The sequence below is a fragment of the Aquimarina longa SW024 genome (assembly GCF_001401755.1).
GTDB classification, from domain to species: Bacteria; Bacteroidota; Bacteroidia; order Flavobacteriales; family Flavobacteriaceae; genus Aquimarina; species Aquimarina longa.
In genome coordinates, this window is record NZ_KQ474099.1 from 91,961 (window position 1) to 107,959 (window position 15,999).

Here is a 15,999-nt window from a genome sequence, read left to right on the forward strand (position 1 = left end):
ATTCTTTAAAACACATCCTTTAATAATGTGCTTAATTGTTCAAATTCTATTAAAAAAGCATCATGACCATGAACAGAGTTTACTATTCCATGAGTAACATTTTGCTGTAGTTGTCTTAGTTTTTCGAATGTAATTTTATCCTCTTCTGCTGTAAAAAAAAGATCCGAATCTACACTTATGATATGAATATTAGATTGTATTGCTCTAACCACTTCTTCAAAATCATTTCTACCTTTTATGATATCAATATTTGCCAAAATATAATTTAGTTGTTTATATGCAGACAATGTAAATCTAGTATCCAATTTTTTTCCATGATGTAACAACCAACTTTCGACATTATAAACCTCTTGCTCCTTATTATAAGTTCTATCAAATTTTTGGTTTAATGATTTTGGCGTTCTGTAAATTATCATAGCATGCAATCTTGCATCATGCACAGGGTTCTTAGAATTCAATAAAATTTGTTCTTGCACCAAACAATTAGCTTTTAACCAGTCTGTAGATTTCCAATCTGTAGCAATAGGTATCAAATTTTTAATCAAATTAGGGCTAAGAACTGCTAACTCCCAGGCTATTCCTCCACCAACAGATCCTCCAATAACGGCATACAAATCATTAATCTGTAATGACCTTAATCCCTCTAAAAAAATAGCTGCAATATCACGTGCATTAAATAGTTTATAATCTTTAATTAGATTTTTTTCTACTCCATCATATCCATTTCCGGGAATATTAAAACACAAAATTGTATATTGATTAGTATCAATACATTTACCTTCTCCTACTAAGCCATTCCACCAACCTCCTTCTCCGCATACTGTAGAATTACCCGTAAGTGCATGGTTAATCAATACTATTGGGGCTTGATAAAGAGGTTTTCCAAACAATTGATATGTAAGTGGAATTTGCTCAATACATTTACCTTCTGTGGTTGTAATGTTATAGATGTCTAATTTTTGAAGCATAAAAGGATAATCTAATCTTTATTTTATAGTTTCACTAACTTTTGAAAATGCACCTTTTAAATCTTCTTTCAGATCTTCAATATCTTCTAATCCAACAGACAATCGTATCAAATCCTGAGTTACCCCTGTAGATTCTTGTTTTACTGGATCTAGTTGCTGATGCGTTGTACTTGCTGGATGAATTATTAAAGATTTTGTATCTCCAATATTCGCTAGAAGAGAGAAGATTTTGGTTTCGTTTGCTATCGTTTTAGCAGAATCAAACCCTCCTTTTACTCCAAAAGTTACAATACCACTTTGTCCTTTTGGCAAATATTCCTGAGCTAACGTATAATATGAATCATTTTTAAGCCCTGGATATTTTACCCAAGTTACTTCTTCTTGTTTCTCTAACCATTGTGCCAGTTCTAATGCATTTTGACTATGCTTTTGTATTCTAATTTCTAATGTTTCTAACCCTTGTAAGATCTGAAATGCATTAAATGGACTTAATGCTGCTCCATAATCTCGTAATCCTTCTATCCTAACCTTAGCTATAAATGCCGCAGCTCCCAATGCATCATGATATATTAATCCGTGATATCCTGGCGAAGGCTCTGTAAACTCTGGGAATTTACCACTAGACCAGTCAAAAGTTCCTGCATCAATAATCACCCCTCCTAGCGATGTACCATTACCGCTTATATATTTAGTTAGCGAATGAATTACAATGTTGGCTCCATGTGCTATAGGGTTTAATAATGCAGGTGTAGCTACAGTATTATCAACTACTAAAGGTATTTTATGTGTTTTTGCTTGTGCAGAAATTACTTTTAAATCTAATACATCTAACTTAGGGTTTCCCAAAGATTCTACAAAAAAGACTCGTGTATTCTCTTGGACAGCATTTTTAAAGTCATCGGGGTTTGATGGATCTACAAACGTAGTTGTTATCCCTAATCTAGGTAATGTAACACTTAATAAATTATATGTCCCTCCATATAAACTACTAGAGGCTACGATATGATCACCTGCTTTTAGCAATGTTAATAAGGCAGTACTAATTGCTGCAGTACCAGAAGCTGTTACTACTGATGCAATACCACCTTCTAAAGTAGCGAGACGTTGTTCTAAAATATCATTCGTAGGATTATTCAATCTAGTATAAATAAACCCTGATTCAGATAGGTTGAATAGATTAGCTGCATGATCTGCATTATCAAAAACATATGATGTTGTTTGATAAATAGGTACTGCTCTAGTACCTCCATTAGCAGATACATCATGACCTGCATGTAAAGCTGCTGTTGCTAATTTTTGTGAACTCATAATTTTCTAATTTAAATTTTAAAAATTTGTAAATAAAACCCAAATACGCCAAACACTATAATTAAACTAAGTGTTATGTATGTAGAAAATTAAAAAGAAAGGAAACGACAATTATTTAGAATTATAATTGTATCGAGTTATCTTCTCTCAATATCAATTGAGATAGAATTTAGCACCTTCTTTAAATAAATAAAGGGTTGCTAAGGCTTCACAGGGTCTACTCCCTCCGCCTTTCTTAATAACTTACTAAATATGTATAAGAAACTTAAGTGCAAACTTAGTAATTATTTTTAAATCACATCATTTTTCTTTAAAAAAATATTTTGTTTACTAATAAAAGATTAATCATACGTTAAAAGCTTTTTAATATTACCATTTTTTTTACCTTTGTCGGCATATTTATTAAGGGAAAGATTTGACTGATTGCAACCCAAAATATTTAAACGATAACTTAAGATTAGAAAAACGTTTAAATATTATAAAAATGCTAAAGCAGTTCGATTTAAAAATAATATTTCGAAAGCTTCACATCGCAATTGCGTCTAACTTTTTCTATAAAAACAATAACTAATGGCATATTTATTTACTTCAGAAAGTGTATCTGAAGGGCACCCAGATAAAGTAGCAGATCAAATCAGTGATGCATTATTAGATAATTTTTTAGCTTTTGATGAAGACTCTAAAGTAGCTTGTGAAACTCTGGTTACTACAGGGCAGGTCGTTCTTGCTGGAGAAGTAAAATCTAAAACATACCTTGATGTACAACATATTGCAAGAGAAGTAATCAATACAATTGGGTATACTAAAGGAGCATATCAGTTTAGTGGAGATTCTTGTGGTGTAATCTCATTAATTCATGAGCAATCACAAGATATTAACCAAGGTGTTGACAGGGACACTAAAGAAGAGCAAGGAGCTGGCGACCAAGGAATGATGTTTGGGTATGCCACCAAAGAAACTGCTAATTATATGCCTTTAGCTCTTGATATTTCTCATAAGATATTAATAGAATTAGCTAAATTAAGGCGTGAAGGAACAGAAATTCCATACTTACGCCCTGATTCTAAAAGTCAGGTAACTATAGAGTATAGTGATGACAATATACCTCAGCGTATTGTTGCTATAGTTGTATCTACGCAGCATGATGATTTTGATGCTGATGATGAGACAATGCTTAGTAAAATAAAAAAAGATATTGTTTCTATCTTGATCCCACGTGTAGTTGCTCAGTTACCAGAATACATTCAGCAACTTTTTAATGATCAGATTACATACCATATCAACCCTACTGGAAAATTTGTAATCGGAGGTCCTCATGGAGATACAGGGCTTACAGGAAGAAAAATTATTGTAGATACCTATGGTGGAAAAGGAGCTCATGGAGGTGGTGCTTTTTCTGGTAAAGATCCTAGCAAAGTAGATCGATCTGCTGCATATGCATCTAGACATATCGCTAAGAACTTAGTAGCAGCAGGAGTAGCTAGCGAAGTATTAGTACAAGTTTCTTATGCAATTGGTGTAGTTGAACCTACCTCTATTTTTGTTGACACTTATGGAACGAGTACTTTAGAGTTAACAGATGGAGAAATAGCAGAAAAAATAAGTGAAATCTTTGATATGCGCCCAGCTGCTATAGAAGAACGCCTTAAACTACGAAATCCAATCTATCAAGAAACTGCTGCATATGGACATATGGGAAAAGAACCGAAAGTTATAACAAAGGTTTTTAAAAGTCCTTACTCTGGTAAAATTGAAAAACAAGTAGAGCTCTTTACTTGGGAAAAATTAGATTATGTAGAAAAAGTAAAAAAATCCTTTAACATATAGCATTCATCAGATATAATCACCTTTTATCGATTTCTTGTTAAGTCCTATTTAAAATGAGGTTTACACGTAGCAAAAAACCAAGTATTATTACTATTTTTGCACTATAATCACACAATGATACCTAACATATCTATTTAGAAAGGGAAATAATGCTGATATGGTTTTTTTAGAATTTCAGTGTATCATTAACAATTAATACATTAAAATTTAGGAAAATGAAATTAAAACTTGCAATACAAATTAGTTTTCTTCTAATCTGCGCTATATGTTTTAGTCAGGATTTTGAAAATGAACTTACTTCTATAAAAACTATTGATAACCAGATCAAAGAAGAGCAGTATGGTACTCCCGAAATTACTGTTATTGATCGTCTGGTATTAAAAACTACTATAGAAAAAAACGATACTAATTACAGTAAAAAAGAATGGAGAAAAATCAAAAAACAACTCCGTAAAAACAAAAAAAGAATATATAGTACTAAAAACAGTATACATACTTCTAAAACAATAGATACTATATATTTAAACATCCCTGCATACAACATTAACCAGAAATCTCGTTTATCTGGATGGTAAAATAATAATTCTATTAAAAAACTAATAAAGAGCTACATTTTCATAAAAAACATGAAAATGTAGCTCTTTTTTTATTAAGAAACACCTCTACTCTTTAGTATTTTTCTTATCAAAACTTAGAATATACCATTAAAAAAACAGTCATTTTTTTAGTGGTATATTCCCCGTATTTTATGTGGTTTATCCGTAGCAAAAACTCAGTTAATATCACTATATTAGTAACTGAATATCAGACACTTATTAAGACCCTAAATTTTACAAAAATCTTAATAATTAGTTTTGATTTCACATCTATAAATACTAATGATTCAAAACCTAAAAAAATGAAAATCATTCTTACTACAGTAGTATTATTATGGATATCATATTCATCAATAGGGCAAAGTAATACAACTGAATTTGAGCCTAGTAGTGTTAGTATTAACAATACACCTCAAAAAAACAATCATTCTTATACTAATGGACTGATCGACTCCCAAGAAATTGCTCCTACTTATGCAAAAACAACAAACACGCAACCTGTAAATATTAACCAGTATCGCATAAAAGAATGGAGAAAAATCAAAAAGAAAATTTTAAATAACAAAAAACGATTATTGAATAATAAAGAACGTATATACACTTCTAAAATACTAGACACTGTATATTTAAATATCCCATACCATAGTAAAGAATCTTACTTATCTAGTTGGTAAAAAAATAAATTACCCTGTAATACCCCCCTTTCCTAAAATCCTCTCCCCAAATAGAAAAAGACCTAACACTTGACTTTTTGGGGAGGATTGAGGGAGAAGTTGCCTATCCTCAAAACACTAATACTACTTTTTTGATCACATTAATAAAACTTTTTTTGCCCTCATCAGCCAACAATCTAAGAGCAAGCCCCACAAGGGGGTATATAAAAAACTTAATCATTTCGATACAAACACTGAGGGATTAAGCCCTTAATGGGAATAAAAATAGATCCTATAAATAAAATCAAAATAGATCTTACAAGTATTAATATCAACAATAATTTAGGTTTTAACATTGAGGAAGTTATCTAAAGTTACATATCTAGCAAGAGACCAATTAAAGTAAAATATAAAAACTCTAGATCTACTTTCCTATAGTACCTTTAGAAATATTATCTAAAGCCTTAGCAATTGTTGTCAAAATCTCTTCATTATCACTGATACCATGACGGTTTTTTAAAAACTCAGGATCATTATAAGAAACATTAACAACTCCTTGTTCATCTTGCCATATCAAAATTTTCTGAGGAAGATCCAACCCAACAATTTGAGCATTCTGCATCAAAGGAGTTCCTAATTTAGGGTTACCAAACATAATCACTCGTGTTGGGTTTATCTTTAACCCTACTGATGCTGCATTAGCTTGATGATCTAATTGAGCCACTATCTTTAAATTAGGATTATTAGTTATGATCTCAACAAGTGTATTATACGTATTTTCAAAATCCTGAGTGCTTACTTTTGTAATTACACCTTCTCCCCTATTACTATCCATTTCTTTTATTAAATTTATTTCTTTACCCTTAGACGTATCATTTTGTTTTTGATTACAAGATACAATCCCTAATATCAATAACAATCCTACTATTTTATAAGTTCGCATTACAAGCCTTTTTAAAAGTTAGTACCAATTAGTCGTTAATCAACATAATAATTACAAATCGCATATACTCATTTTCAAATCAATAAAGCATTACCTTATAAACATTAATTCATTTAATAAAATCTATTCATAAAACTATATACACTCTATTTTTTTAAAACTAAAGTAATGCGTTTTTTTACTATTAAAACATAATCAAACCAAGCTTTCAATGTCCTTAATATTCATTAAAGAAAGATTCTGAATCAAAAACATACATCTTCTTAAAATTCTTTTCCATCCTTTTTTATGTTACTCATAAAATCCACTATATTTACCACCAGACTTTAACTCAATTTTTACAAAAAACACCTCAAGAAAAAAAGATCAACTATGCATATAGCTATAGCTGGAAATATTGGAGCCGGAAAAACTACATTAACCCGATTACTTGCTAAACATTATAAATGGGAAGCCCATTTTGAAGATGTTTTAGAAAACCCTTATCTAGAGGATTTTTATAATAAAATGGAGCGTTGGTCTTTTAACCTTCAGATTTATTTCCTTAATAGCCGTTTTAGACAAATACTGGATATCCGACAAAGCGGAAAAGATATCATACAAGATAGAACGATCTATGAGGATGCATATATTTTTGCTCCAAACCTTCATTCGATGGGGCTTATGACTAACCGTGATTATGAAAATTATAGATCCCTTTTTGATCTTATGGAAGGAGTTGTAGAGGGACCCAATCTATTAATTTACCTAAGGAGTAGTATTCCTAATTTAGTAAATCAAATTCATAAACGTGGTCGTGAATATGAAAATACAATTAGTATCGACTATCTCAGCAGACTTAATGAACGCTATGAAGCATGGGCACATGATTATGATAAAGGTAATCTCCTTATCGTAGATGTGGACCATATCAATTTCGTAGATAATCCAGAAGATCTAGGTACTATCATTAATCGTATCGATGCAGAATTAAACGGATTATTCTAATTTCTAGATCGCAATGGACTTTAAGCCTCTATTTAAATTTCTGCAAGACTTACAAGATAATAATCGAAAAGAATGGATGGATGCTAATAGAAAACAGTATCAAATCATTAGAAATTCATTTATACAATGGCTAGACGAGCTAGATACCAAATTAGCAGAAATCGATCCTAATTATTATCCTACTTCTGGAAAAAAAGGAATTAATCGCATTAATAACAACTTACTTTTTCATCCTAACAAACCTGTTTATAAAGATCATTTTGCCGCAGGATTAGATCAACGTACTAAGCAAGGGGATTTTTATATTCAAATCGGCATCAATGATTGCGAACTTGCTGGCGGGTATTGGAAACCTGACACTAAAATACTTAATAGTATACGAGAAGCTATCGACTATAATGGTGAGGAATTGATTAAAATTTTAAACAAAAAAAGCTTTAAACAAACTTTTGGAGAACTATACTTTGATAAAGATAAGTTAAAAACCACCCCTAAAGGATATACCTCGGATCATAAATATATTGATTTACTACGTCATAGAACATTTGCAGTAATTCATCCCTTATCAAAAGAAGACATCCTAAAAAAAGATTTTATGGATAAGGTGATTACTGTATATCAAGAAATGCTTCCGTTTAGACGCTATTTTAATGAAGCTGTTACTGTATAACAGGAGAAGTCAAAATCCTTTTAGTTTCTATAGCACTAGACCTTCAGTTTTATTGTTTTGCAATTTTATAGTTTTTAAGTCACTTGATTCTCTCAATCAAATACTCAACAATCAAGTCTGTTGCTCCTGTATTACTATTGATAAAATGCCCAGAAATCATTCCTGTTTTTTCTCTAAATTTTTTATCCTCAATAAGCTTACTCATTATCTGAGTAAATTCAGTGGCATTTGATATCGAAAATAGTCCTGCTAATTCCTGAAGCTGTTTAGCCTCTCTAAACTTATCAAAGTTTTTACCAATAATAATCGGAATCCCAAAAGTTGCTGGTTCCAAAATATTATGCAATCCTCCTGTCCCCATTGCTCCCCCTACATAAGCAATGTCAGCATAACTATATACTCGAGACAAATATCCAATAGTATTCATAATAAATACCTGTTGCTCTTGTAACATCACATTCTCTTTCTCAGAATATAAAACCGTATTCTTTTTAATCTTTTGTTTTAATGTATGTGTAGTACTATCTTTTATCTCATGAGGAGCAATAATAAAACATACCTGATCAGAAGCACTGTTTATAAAATCAATAAAAACCTCTTCATCCTCTACCCATGAGCTACCCATTACTACACAAAGTCTCTCATTAACAAATTCTGAAATAAAATCAACATGATTATCCATTTCGATCTGATGTGATACTCGATCAAAACGCGTATCCCCACTAACTGTTACCTTACTATAACCTAATTTTTCTATTAATTCTTTAGATACAGTATCCTGTACAAAAAAGTGATCTATTGCTCGTAATGCTTTTCTCATAAAACCTCCATACCACTTAAAGAACACTTGATCTTTTCTAAATGTTGTCGATATAAATACTGTAGGTATAGCCTTAGCATATAATATTTGTAAATAATTAGGCCAAAACTCATACTTTACAAAAACAGCTATTTCTGGTTTTACCAATGTTATAAAACGTTTAGCATTGCCCTTGGTATCCATAGGCAAATACACAATAACATCTGCTAAGGCACTATTTTTTTTTGCTTCATAGCCCGAAGGCGAAAAAAAAGTTACCAATAGCTTATGATTAGGGTATTTTTGTTTTAACGCTTCCATTACAGGTACACCTTGTTCATATTCTCCTAGAGAAGCACAATGAAACCACAAGACTCGGTCTGGAATAGAAAAATGTTCCTCGAGAGTATGAAAAACAGTTTTCCTACCATTAACAAACAATTTAAGTTTAGGACTTAACACCCCAATAATAGGAAGTATTTGATTAAATAATGCTATAAAAAAAGTATATAAAATGCCCAAGGATTTTTATTTTTATGAACTGCTAAAATACAGTTCTTTTATTTAACATTACATTGGCAGTAGCCTCAATATTTTGTACTTTCGTGGAGTTCAATATACATCAACATGAAGAAAATACAAATGGTTGACCTTAAGGGTCAATATGAGCAAATCAAAGAGCGTATAGATTCATCTATTCTTAACGTTGTAGAATCTACAGCCTTTATCAATGGTCCTGAGGTACATAGTTTTCAAAAAGAATTAGAAGACTATCTAGATGTCAAACACGTTATTCCATGTGCTAATGGAACGGATGCATTACAGATTACCATGATGGGACTAGGTTTACAACCAGGTGATGAAGTCATCACTGCCGATTTCACATTTGCTGCAACTGTAGAAGTTATTGCCTTACTACAACTTACTCCTGTATTAGTAGATGTCGAACCTGATTCTTTTAATATTGATCCCGAAGCCATAAAAAGAGCAATTACTCCAAAAACAAAAGCCATTGTACCAGTACACTTATTTGGACAATCTGCTAATATGGATGCTATTATGGCTATTGCCAAAGAACATAATTTATATGTAATCGAAGATAATGCCCAAGGTATTGGAGGAAACTATCATTCTAAAGATGGTAGCACCTCTAAAACGGGAACTATCGGTCATGTTGCTTCTACTTCTTTCTTCCCTTCTAAAAATTTAGGATGTTATGGTGATGGTGGTGCTATTTTTACAAATGATGATGACTTAGCACATACTATTAGAGGGATTGTAAATCATGGAATGTATCAAAGATATCATCACGATGTTATTGGTGTAAACTCTCGTTTAGACTCTATACAAGCAACAATTCTTAGAGTAAAACTTACTAATCTCGATCGCTATAATAATGCTCGTCGAGAAGCTGCAAAAAAATATACAGTAGCTTTTGCTAACCAGAAACATATTAGTACTCCTGTTATTATCGATAAAGAAGACACCCATGTATTTCATCAATATACTCTTAGAATAATAGATATTGATCGTGATGCCTTGGTTAAGCACCTTAATGATAACGGAATTCCTTGTGGAGTATACTACCCTATACCCTTACACAGTCAAAAAGCATATCTTGATAAACGATATAATGAAGCTGATTTTCCTGTAACCAATCAACTAGTAAAAGAAGTTATTTCTTTACCAATGCATACCGAATTAGACAATGAACAAATTGATTTTATAACTAAAACTGTTATTGATTTTGTAAACCAATAAAGGATTTTCCTTCTACAGTTTTAAAAAATCACTCTATACAATAAAGTCAGAAAGAAATATAACCGAAGAATTATATCTTTTTCTGGCTTTTTCTGGCTTTGTTTTGAAATAATAGAAAATATTAATTTTCTTACTACATAATCTAATACTTTAAACTTACCATATATTTACATGGATTCTCTTCATATTTGTTATAATCTCACAGAACACAGTTTTACTGAAATCCCCCCTTTACCAGAAGCCTATATTGTACCACTTATAGACAACTCTTTTGGTTATATATTAAAACAAGCAACACATGATACGTTAACTAGTGTCGGAATTCCTTTTCTAGACACCCCGCATGAACAACTTTTAGAAATATGCTCTGATCTAAAAATAAGGGCTTTAGAACAACGGTTTTCTCCTGCAAAAAAGAAAAAAAACTTTGGGTTTTCAGATCTATTACAAGATCAAAAAAATAAAAAAGTAGTCCTTGATTATATCAATAAAAAACTATCGACTTTTTATTCATTACTTACTACACATCAATATCCGATAAGCCATAATGCCGATAGAAAAGATCCTCTAGAGATTCATCAACTGACCATTAACCTTACTGAGTTAAATCCCATATTAGAGTTTACCAAAACAGAAGAAGGAATTGAATATGCTTTTTCTCTAAAAAAAGAAGAACTACATATAATTCCTAAAAACCATAGTATTAAAATATTACTTAATGATCCTTCATGGGTAATCATCGATAAGTGTATTTATCAAATCAAAGATCTAAATGCCAATAAACTAAAACCTTTTTTTAGTAAAGAAAAAATCACCATTGCCCATAAGCATATCAAAATCTATTTAGAAAAAGTAATTATACCCATCATTAAAAATATAGATGTTATCACCCATGGTTTTGATATTATTACCCATGATCACATTACGTCTTATACTATAGAAGTAGTTCAGGATTTTATCCAGAATAACTATGTTCTCAAAATTGTTTTTGAGTACAACACTATTCTCTTTGATTATAACAGTACTAAAACCACAGTTTCTAATGTTATTTTTGAAGATAATGATCAGATCCAAATTATCCAAACAAAACGTAATCCCGATACAGAGCAAAAAATCATTGATTTATTAACCGCTAAAGGATTAGAAGTTAACAACAATTTATTACTAAGTACCAAAAACAATGAGGATCCATTTGAAATCATCAAATGGATAACATTACATAAACAGCAATTAGAAGCAGATGGTTTTAAGATCATAGTACCGTTATTAGAAGAAAAAACTATCAATACTGCGGCATATGATATTGCAATAGATACCCAAAAAGAAAATGACTGGTTTGATATAAAGGGAATTGTTACTATTGGAGATCAAGAAATTCCTTTTTCAAAATTTGTAAAATATATCAAATTAAATAATAGACTTTTTCCTATCGATAAAGATCAAGTTTTCATCATCCCTATAGAATGGATGACACGATACAAAAAATTGGTAGATTTTGGTAAGATAAAAGGAGATAATGTACGCATTACCAAAAGTAATTATACCCTATTAGAAGATATTGTCTCCCCAGAAAAAATCAGTATCAAAGACACTATTATTCAATCTTATCAATCATCGCCTAAAAAGCTTAAAGCTACATTACGCCCATATCAAGAAGAGGGAGTAAAATGGTTAGTCAACCATTATAATAATCAATTAGGAGCATGCCTAGCTGATGATATGGGGCTAGGAAAAACACTACAGACTATTGCAATGTTAGTATTTGCTAAAGAACAACTAGCACCCGAAGATCAAAATGTAAAAAAAGTTAGATTAGATCTATTCAATGATCCTTTAGAAATAAAAACATACCTCAAGGCACTAATTGTATTACCATCCTCTCTAGTATTTAATTGGGCATCAGAACTGCTAAAATTTGCTCCACATCTCTCCATCGTAAAATATACAGGAACTGATCGCAAAAAAATCGCACCTTACATAGACACCTATGATGTCATACTAACCACATACTCTACAATATCAAAAGATATTAATGTCCTAAAAAAATCAAAATTTAACTACCTGATCACCGATGAGAGTCAACAAATCAAAAACAAAGAGTCTAAAATTTTTCAAGCAATAAACACCATTCACACCAACCATAAAATCTCATTAAGTGGTACCCCTATCGAGAACTCATTATCTGATCTATGGTCACAGATGGAATTTATTAATCCTGGAATGTTAGGGAGCTATCCTTTTTTTAAAGATCGTTTTAAAACCCCAATAGAAAAGCATCAAAATCTAGAGCGTATCCAGGAATTAAAAACCATCATTGATCCCTTTATCCTAAGAAGAACCAAAGAACAGGTTGCTAAAGATCTTCCAGAATTATCAGAACAGATCGTATATACAGAGATGCTACCTAAGCAAGAAAAACAATACGAATCTCAGAAATCTGCAGCCAGAAATTTATTACTCGGTATTGATGATCCTATTACAACCAATAAGATCCATATCATTAACACATTAACTAAGCTACGCCAGATTGTCAATCATCCAAAACTTGTAGACCATACTGCAGAAGATCCTTCTGGGAAATTTCAGGATGTTACTCATCACCTAAACACATTAATAAGTGCTCATAAAAAAGTACTTATATTCAGTTCTTTTGTGTCACATCTAGAGGTATATCAAGAATGGTGTCAGCAACATCACATATCCTATGTTACCTTAACCGGAACAACAAAAAGTTCTGATCGAGAGGGTATTGTAAATGAGTTTCAGAAAAATGATGCTGTTTCATTATTTTTTATCTCTCTAAAAGCAGGAGGAGTTGGTCTAAATCTTACCAAAGCCTCTTATGTTGTTCTATTAGATCCATGGTGGAATCCATTTATAGAAAAACAAGCCATAGCCAGAGCGCATCGTATTGGACAAACTAGCAATGTAATGGTTACTCGGTTTATTACTAAAAATACTATCGAAGAAAAAATACTACAGCTACAAGAAAAGAAAAAAGGGCTGTCTGATGATATTATTGATGTAAACACTATGCCAAACTATATAGAACAAAATTTAGAAGAGTTGCTAAAATAAAAACCCAAGGTTTCATATCTTCCACAAAAACAATTAGGCGGGTTTTAAAACCCGCCTAATTGTTATTTACACAGTTTATTGGACACTACCATGAAAAACGGGTTCAACTATAAAAAGTTAAACCCGCTGAAATTTTATTTACACAAAATTATGGATACTGTCTTTTTTTATGACACACTTTGTGCTTTAATACCTTTTTAGCAAGACAATCTCTAACAACCTCATTGCTTATATTGTTATCAGCATCGTCCACCTTGTTACCATCCTTGTCCGCATCGTTATCAGCATCATCCGCCTTGTTATCATCCTTGTCCGCATCGTTATCAGCATCGTCCGCCTTGTTATCATCCTTGTCCGCATCATTATCAGCATCGTCCGCCTTGTTACCATCCTTGTCCGCATCGTTATCAGCATCGTCCGCCTTGTTACCATCCTTGTCCGCGGAGACTGTTCAATAAAGTGTGTCACCAAGTATAAACATTTAATTTTGTAGAGGCATATACCTACTAGCGAGCAACACCTTTTATATAATCACCCTATTATTAAAGGATTAAAACAAACAAACATGTAGCAGAACGTAGTTACAAGATAAAAGACAGTATCGTATTAGAATGAGTAGATACCGTAATTTCTTATCTTAAAGAAAATATGCAACTATTTACTGATTTTGACACTAAACTAGATCAGAGATTCATAACCCTTGATTCGTCCTAAAATAGGTTTACAACTTATGCTTAGTCCTATTATTGGTTTACAATAATAGTTTTTCGGATTTTATATTATTTTGATGTATTTGATTTGATGTAAATCTATTTCAGGACAAGACAAAATTGATGAATTATTAAACATTGATTTTTCTAAAAAAAATCATAATCTCCCCTTCAATCACAACAATTTATTTTAAATTGTTTGTTTATATCAGTTTTTAAAGCTGATACAAACATTATCAACAATCACACAAAACTCCTATGAAATATATAGCTACACTTCTTTTTGTATTCATAAACACTGTTGTTTTATCCCAAAACACTTACCTCCATTGCGGAAAATTAATCGATACTAAAGCAGGTACTGTTCTCACAGAAAAAACCATTGTTATTTCTGGTACTACCATTCTTAAAGTAGAAAACGGTTATACTACTGGTAAAAAAGGAGACACGACTATAGATCTCAAAAATAAGACTGTATTACCCGGCTTAATAGATATGCATGTACATCTAGAAGGTGAAACAAACCCTAAAGCCTATCTACAAAAATATACTGATAACGAAGCAGATATCGCTTTTAACTCAGTTCAGTTTGCCCAGAGAACACTGCTAGCAGGTTTTACTACCGTACGAGATCTAGGAGGAAGTGGTGTAAATATAGCACTAAAAAAAGCGATCAAAAAAGGACGTGTTCACGGTCCAAGAGTGTTTACCGCAGGTAAATCCCTAGCCACTACAGGAGGGCATGCAGACCCTACCAATGGGAGCAAAAGAGCTCTAATAGGCGATCCTGGTCCTAAAGAAGGAGTTGTAAATAGCATCGAAGATGCCAAAAAAGCAGTGCGACAACGATATAAAAACGGTGCTGACCTCATCAAAATTACTGCAACAGGAGGCGTATTAAGTGTAGCCAAAAGCAGTTCTAATCCACAATTTACGGTAGAAGAAATTAAAGCTATCTGCGAAACAGCAAAAGACTATGGTTTTCATGTTGCAGCACATGCACATGGAGATGAAGGTATGCAACGTGCTATTCTTGGCGGTGTAAAAACCATAGAACACGGTACACTAATGAGTGAAAAAACAATGGATCTAATGAAACAGCATGATGCCTATCTAGTACCTACAATTACTGCAGGAAAAGAAGTTACTGAAAAAGCCACAATCGATGGGTACTACCCTGCTATTATCGTTCCTAAAGCGCTAGAGATCGGACCAAAAATTCAAAACACCTTTAAAAAAGCATATAAACGTGGAGTAGGTATTGCTTTTGGGACCGATGCAGGAGTGTATAAGCATGGGCAAAACGGAAAAGAATTTGGCTTTATGGTTGAAGCAGGGATGCCTCCTATGGCAACACTACAGAGTGCAACAACAACCAATGCTAAAATTCTTAATATGCAAGATCAATTAGGACAAATAACATCTGGATTCTTAGCAGATATCATAGCCGTAAATGATGACCCTACACAAAACATAAATACCATGGAGAAAGTAGTATTTGTAATGAAAAACGGCAACATTTATAAAAAGTAATAGATCAAAAACAACCATTTATAAATTATATGAATAATTATAAATGAATATACCTCTAATTCTTGTATAGCTAATCAAAAACAAATACTAGCAAATCCCTTCAACATATGAAGAATTTTAGAAATTAGTTTTTAAAACTAAGTCCTTTTTAGTTTTTAAAAACTAG

12 protein-coding genes and 1 riboswitch are annotated in these 15,999 nt (G+C 32.0%); of the genes, 8 read left to right on the forward strand and 4 right to left on the reverse strand.

The features are described from left to right. Nucleotides 1–5: 5 nt before the first annotated feature. Both N456_RS25235 and N456_RS09505 read right to left on the reverse strand, forming a co-directional pair. Nucleotides 6–968 (reverse strand): alpha/beta fold hydrolase, encoded by a 963-nt coding sequence (locus tag N456_RS25235; protein WP_062056270.1) that lies wholly within the window; start codon nucleotides 966–968, stop codon nucleotides 6–8. Nucleotides 969–986: 18 nt separating this feature from the next. After that, the gene (locus N456_RS09505; RefSeq protein WP_062056272.1) at nucleotides 987–2,276 is read right to left on the reverse strand and encodes an O-acetylhomoserine aminocarboxypropyltransferase/cysteine synthase family protein; all 1,290 of its coding nucleotides are present in this window, start codon (nucleotides 2,274–2,276) and stop codon (nucleotides 987–989) included. Nucleotides 2,277–2,410: 134 nt separating this feature from the next. Then, a riboswitch (SAM riboswitch) is annotated at nucleotides 2,411–2,521 on the reverse strand. Between the two features lie 325 nt (nucleotides 2,522–2,846). Between N456_RS09505 and metK the strand changes: the two genes are divergently transcribed. From metK to N456_RS09520, 3 genes are all read left to right on the forward strand, one after another. Continuing rightward, on the forward strand, nucleotides 2,847–4,103 hold the full coding sequence (gene metK, locus N456_RS09510; RefSeq protein ID WP_062056274.1) for a methionine adenosyltransferase: 1,257 nt from the start codon (nucleotides 2,847–2,849) through the stop codon (nucleotides 4,101–4,103). 215 nt (nucleotides 4,104–4,318) lie between these two features. Then, nucleotides 4,319–4,678, forward strand: a complete 360-nt coding sequence (locus N456_RS09515; protein WP_062056276.1) for a hypothetical protein — start codon at nucleotides 4,319–4,321, stop codon at nucleotides 4,676–4,678. A gap of 323 nt (nucleotides 4,679–5,001) precedes the next feature. Continuing rightward, nucleotides 5,002–5,373 carry a hypothetical protein gene (locus N456_RS09520; protein WP_148639276.1) on the forward strand — a complete coding sequence of 124 codons (372 nt, stop codon included), beginning with the start codon at nucleotides 5,002–5,004 and terminating at the stop codon, nucleotides 5,371–5,373. 403 nt (nucleotides 5,374–5,776) lie between these two features. On the opposite strand, the gene N456_RS09525 is transcribed toward N456_RS09520, so the two are convergent. After that, entirely contained in the window at nucleotides 5,777–6,295 is a 519-nt protein-coding gene (locus N456_RS09525) for a DUF302 domain-containing protein (protein ID WP_062056280.1), read from the reverse strand. A gap of 372 nt (nucleotides 6,296–6,667) precedes the next feature. Here N456_RS09525 and N456_RS09530 point away from each other — a divergent pair, with 372 nt between their 5' ends. Beyond that, a complete protein-coding gene (locus N456_RS09530; protein ID WP_062056282.1) occupies nucleotides 6,668–7,282 on the forward strand; it encodes a deoxynucleoside kinase in 615 nt (204 codons plus the stop codon). Nucleotides 7,283–7,295: 13 nt separating this feature from the next. Further along, complete coding sequence (locus N456_RS09535) at nucleotides 7,296–7,952, forward strand: DUF2461 domain-containing protein (RefSeq protein WP_062056284.1); 657 nt, start codon at nucleotides 7,296–7,298, stop codon at nucleotides 7,950–7,952. A 79-nt stretch (nucleotides 7,953–8,031) separates the two neighbouring features. Here N456_RS09535 and N456_RS09540 read toward each other — a convergent pair whose 3' ends face one another. Continuing rightward, nucleotides 8,032–9,273, reverse strand: a complete 1,242-nt coding sequence (locus N456_RS09540) for a 3-deoxy-D-manno-octulosonic acid transferase (RefSeq protein ID WP_062056286.1) — start codon at nucleotides 9,271–9,273, stop codon at nucleotides 8,032–8,034. Between the two features lie 105 nt (nucleotides 9,274–9,378). On the opposite strand from N456_RS09540, the gene N456_RS09545 reads away from it, so the two are divergent. The 3 genes from N456_RS09545 to N456_RS09555 all read left to right on the forward strand — a co-directional run bounded on the left by N456_RS09545 (nucleotide 9,379) and on the right by N456_RS09555 (nucleotide 15,833). Next, nucleotides 9,379–10,512: a DegT/DnrJ/EryC1/StrS family aminotransferase gene (locus tag N456_RS09545; RefSeq protein WP_062056288.1), complete on the forward strand. Its 1,134-nt coding sequence runs from the start codon at nucleotides 9,379–9,381 to the stop codon at nucleotides 10,510–10,512. Between the two features lie 171 nt (nucleotides 10,513–10,683). Beyond that, entirely contained in the window at nucleotides 10,684–13,590 is a 2,907-nt protein-coding gene (locus N456_RS09550; RefSeq protein ID WP_062056291.1) for a DEAD/DEAH box helicase, read from the forward strand. Between the two features lie 968 nt (nucleotides 13,591–14,558). Next, complete coding sequence (locus tag N456_RS09555) at nucleotides 14,559–15,833, forward strand: metal-dependent hydrolase family protein (protein WP_062056292.1); 1,275 nt, start codon at nucleotides 14,559–14,561, stop codon at nucleotides 15,831–15,833. The last annotated feature ends 166 nt before the right edge of the window (nucleotides 15,834–15,999 follow it).

Excerpts from the sequence above, each read along its gene's own strand:
- N456_RS25235 (WP_062056270.1), bottom strand. The coding sequence starts at position 968 with ATGCTTCAAAAATTAGACATCTATAACATTACAACCACAGAAGGTAAA.
- N456_RS09505 (WP_062056272.1), bottom strand. The coding sequence starts at position 2,276 with ATGAGTTCACAAAAATTAGCAACAGCAGCTTTACATGCAGGTCATGAT.
- metK (WP_062056274.1), top strand. The coding sequence starts at position 2,847 with ATGGCATATTTATTTACTTCAGAAAGTGTATCTGAAGGGCACCCAGAT.
- N456_RS09515 (WP_062056276.1), top strand. The coding sequence starts at position 4,319 with ATGAAATTAAAACTTGCAATACAAATTAGTTTTCTTCTAATCTGCGCT.
- N456_RS09520 (WP_148639276.1), top strand. The coding sequence starts at position 5,002 with ATGAAAATCATTCTTACTACAGTAGTATTATTATGGATATCATATTCA.
- N456_RS09525 (WP_062056280.1), bottom strand. The coding sequence starts at position 6,295 with ATGCGAACTTATAAAATAGTAGGATTGTTATTGATATTAGGGATTGTA.
- N456_RS09530 (WP_062056282.1), top strand. The coding sequence starts at position 6,668 with ATGCATATAGCTATAGCTGGAAATATTGGAGCCGGAAAAACTACATTA.
- N456_RS09535 (WP_062056284.1), top strand. The coding sequence starts at position 7,296 with ATGGACTTTAAGCCTCTATTTAAATTTCTGCAAGACTTACAAGATAAT.
- N456_RS09545 (WP_062056288.1), top strand. The coding sequence starts at position 9,379 with ATGAAGAAAATACAAATGGTTGACCTTAAGGGTCAATATGAGCAAATC.
- N456_RS09550 (WP_062056291.1), top strand. The coding sequence starts at position 10,684 with ATGGATTCTCTTCATATTTGTTATAATCTCACAGAACACAGTTTTACT.
- N456_RS09555 (WP_062056292.1), top strand. The coding sequence starts at position 14,559 with ATGAAATATATAGCTACACTTCTTTTTGTATTCATAAACACTGTTGTT.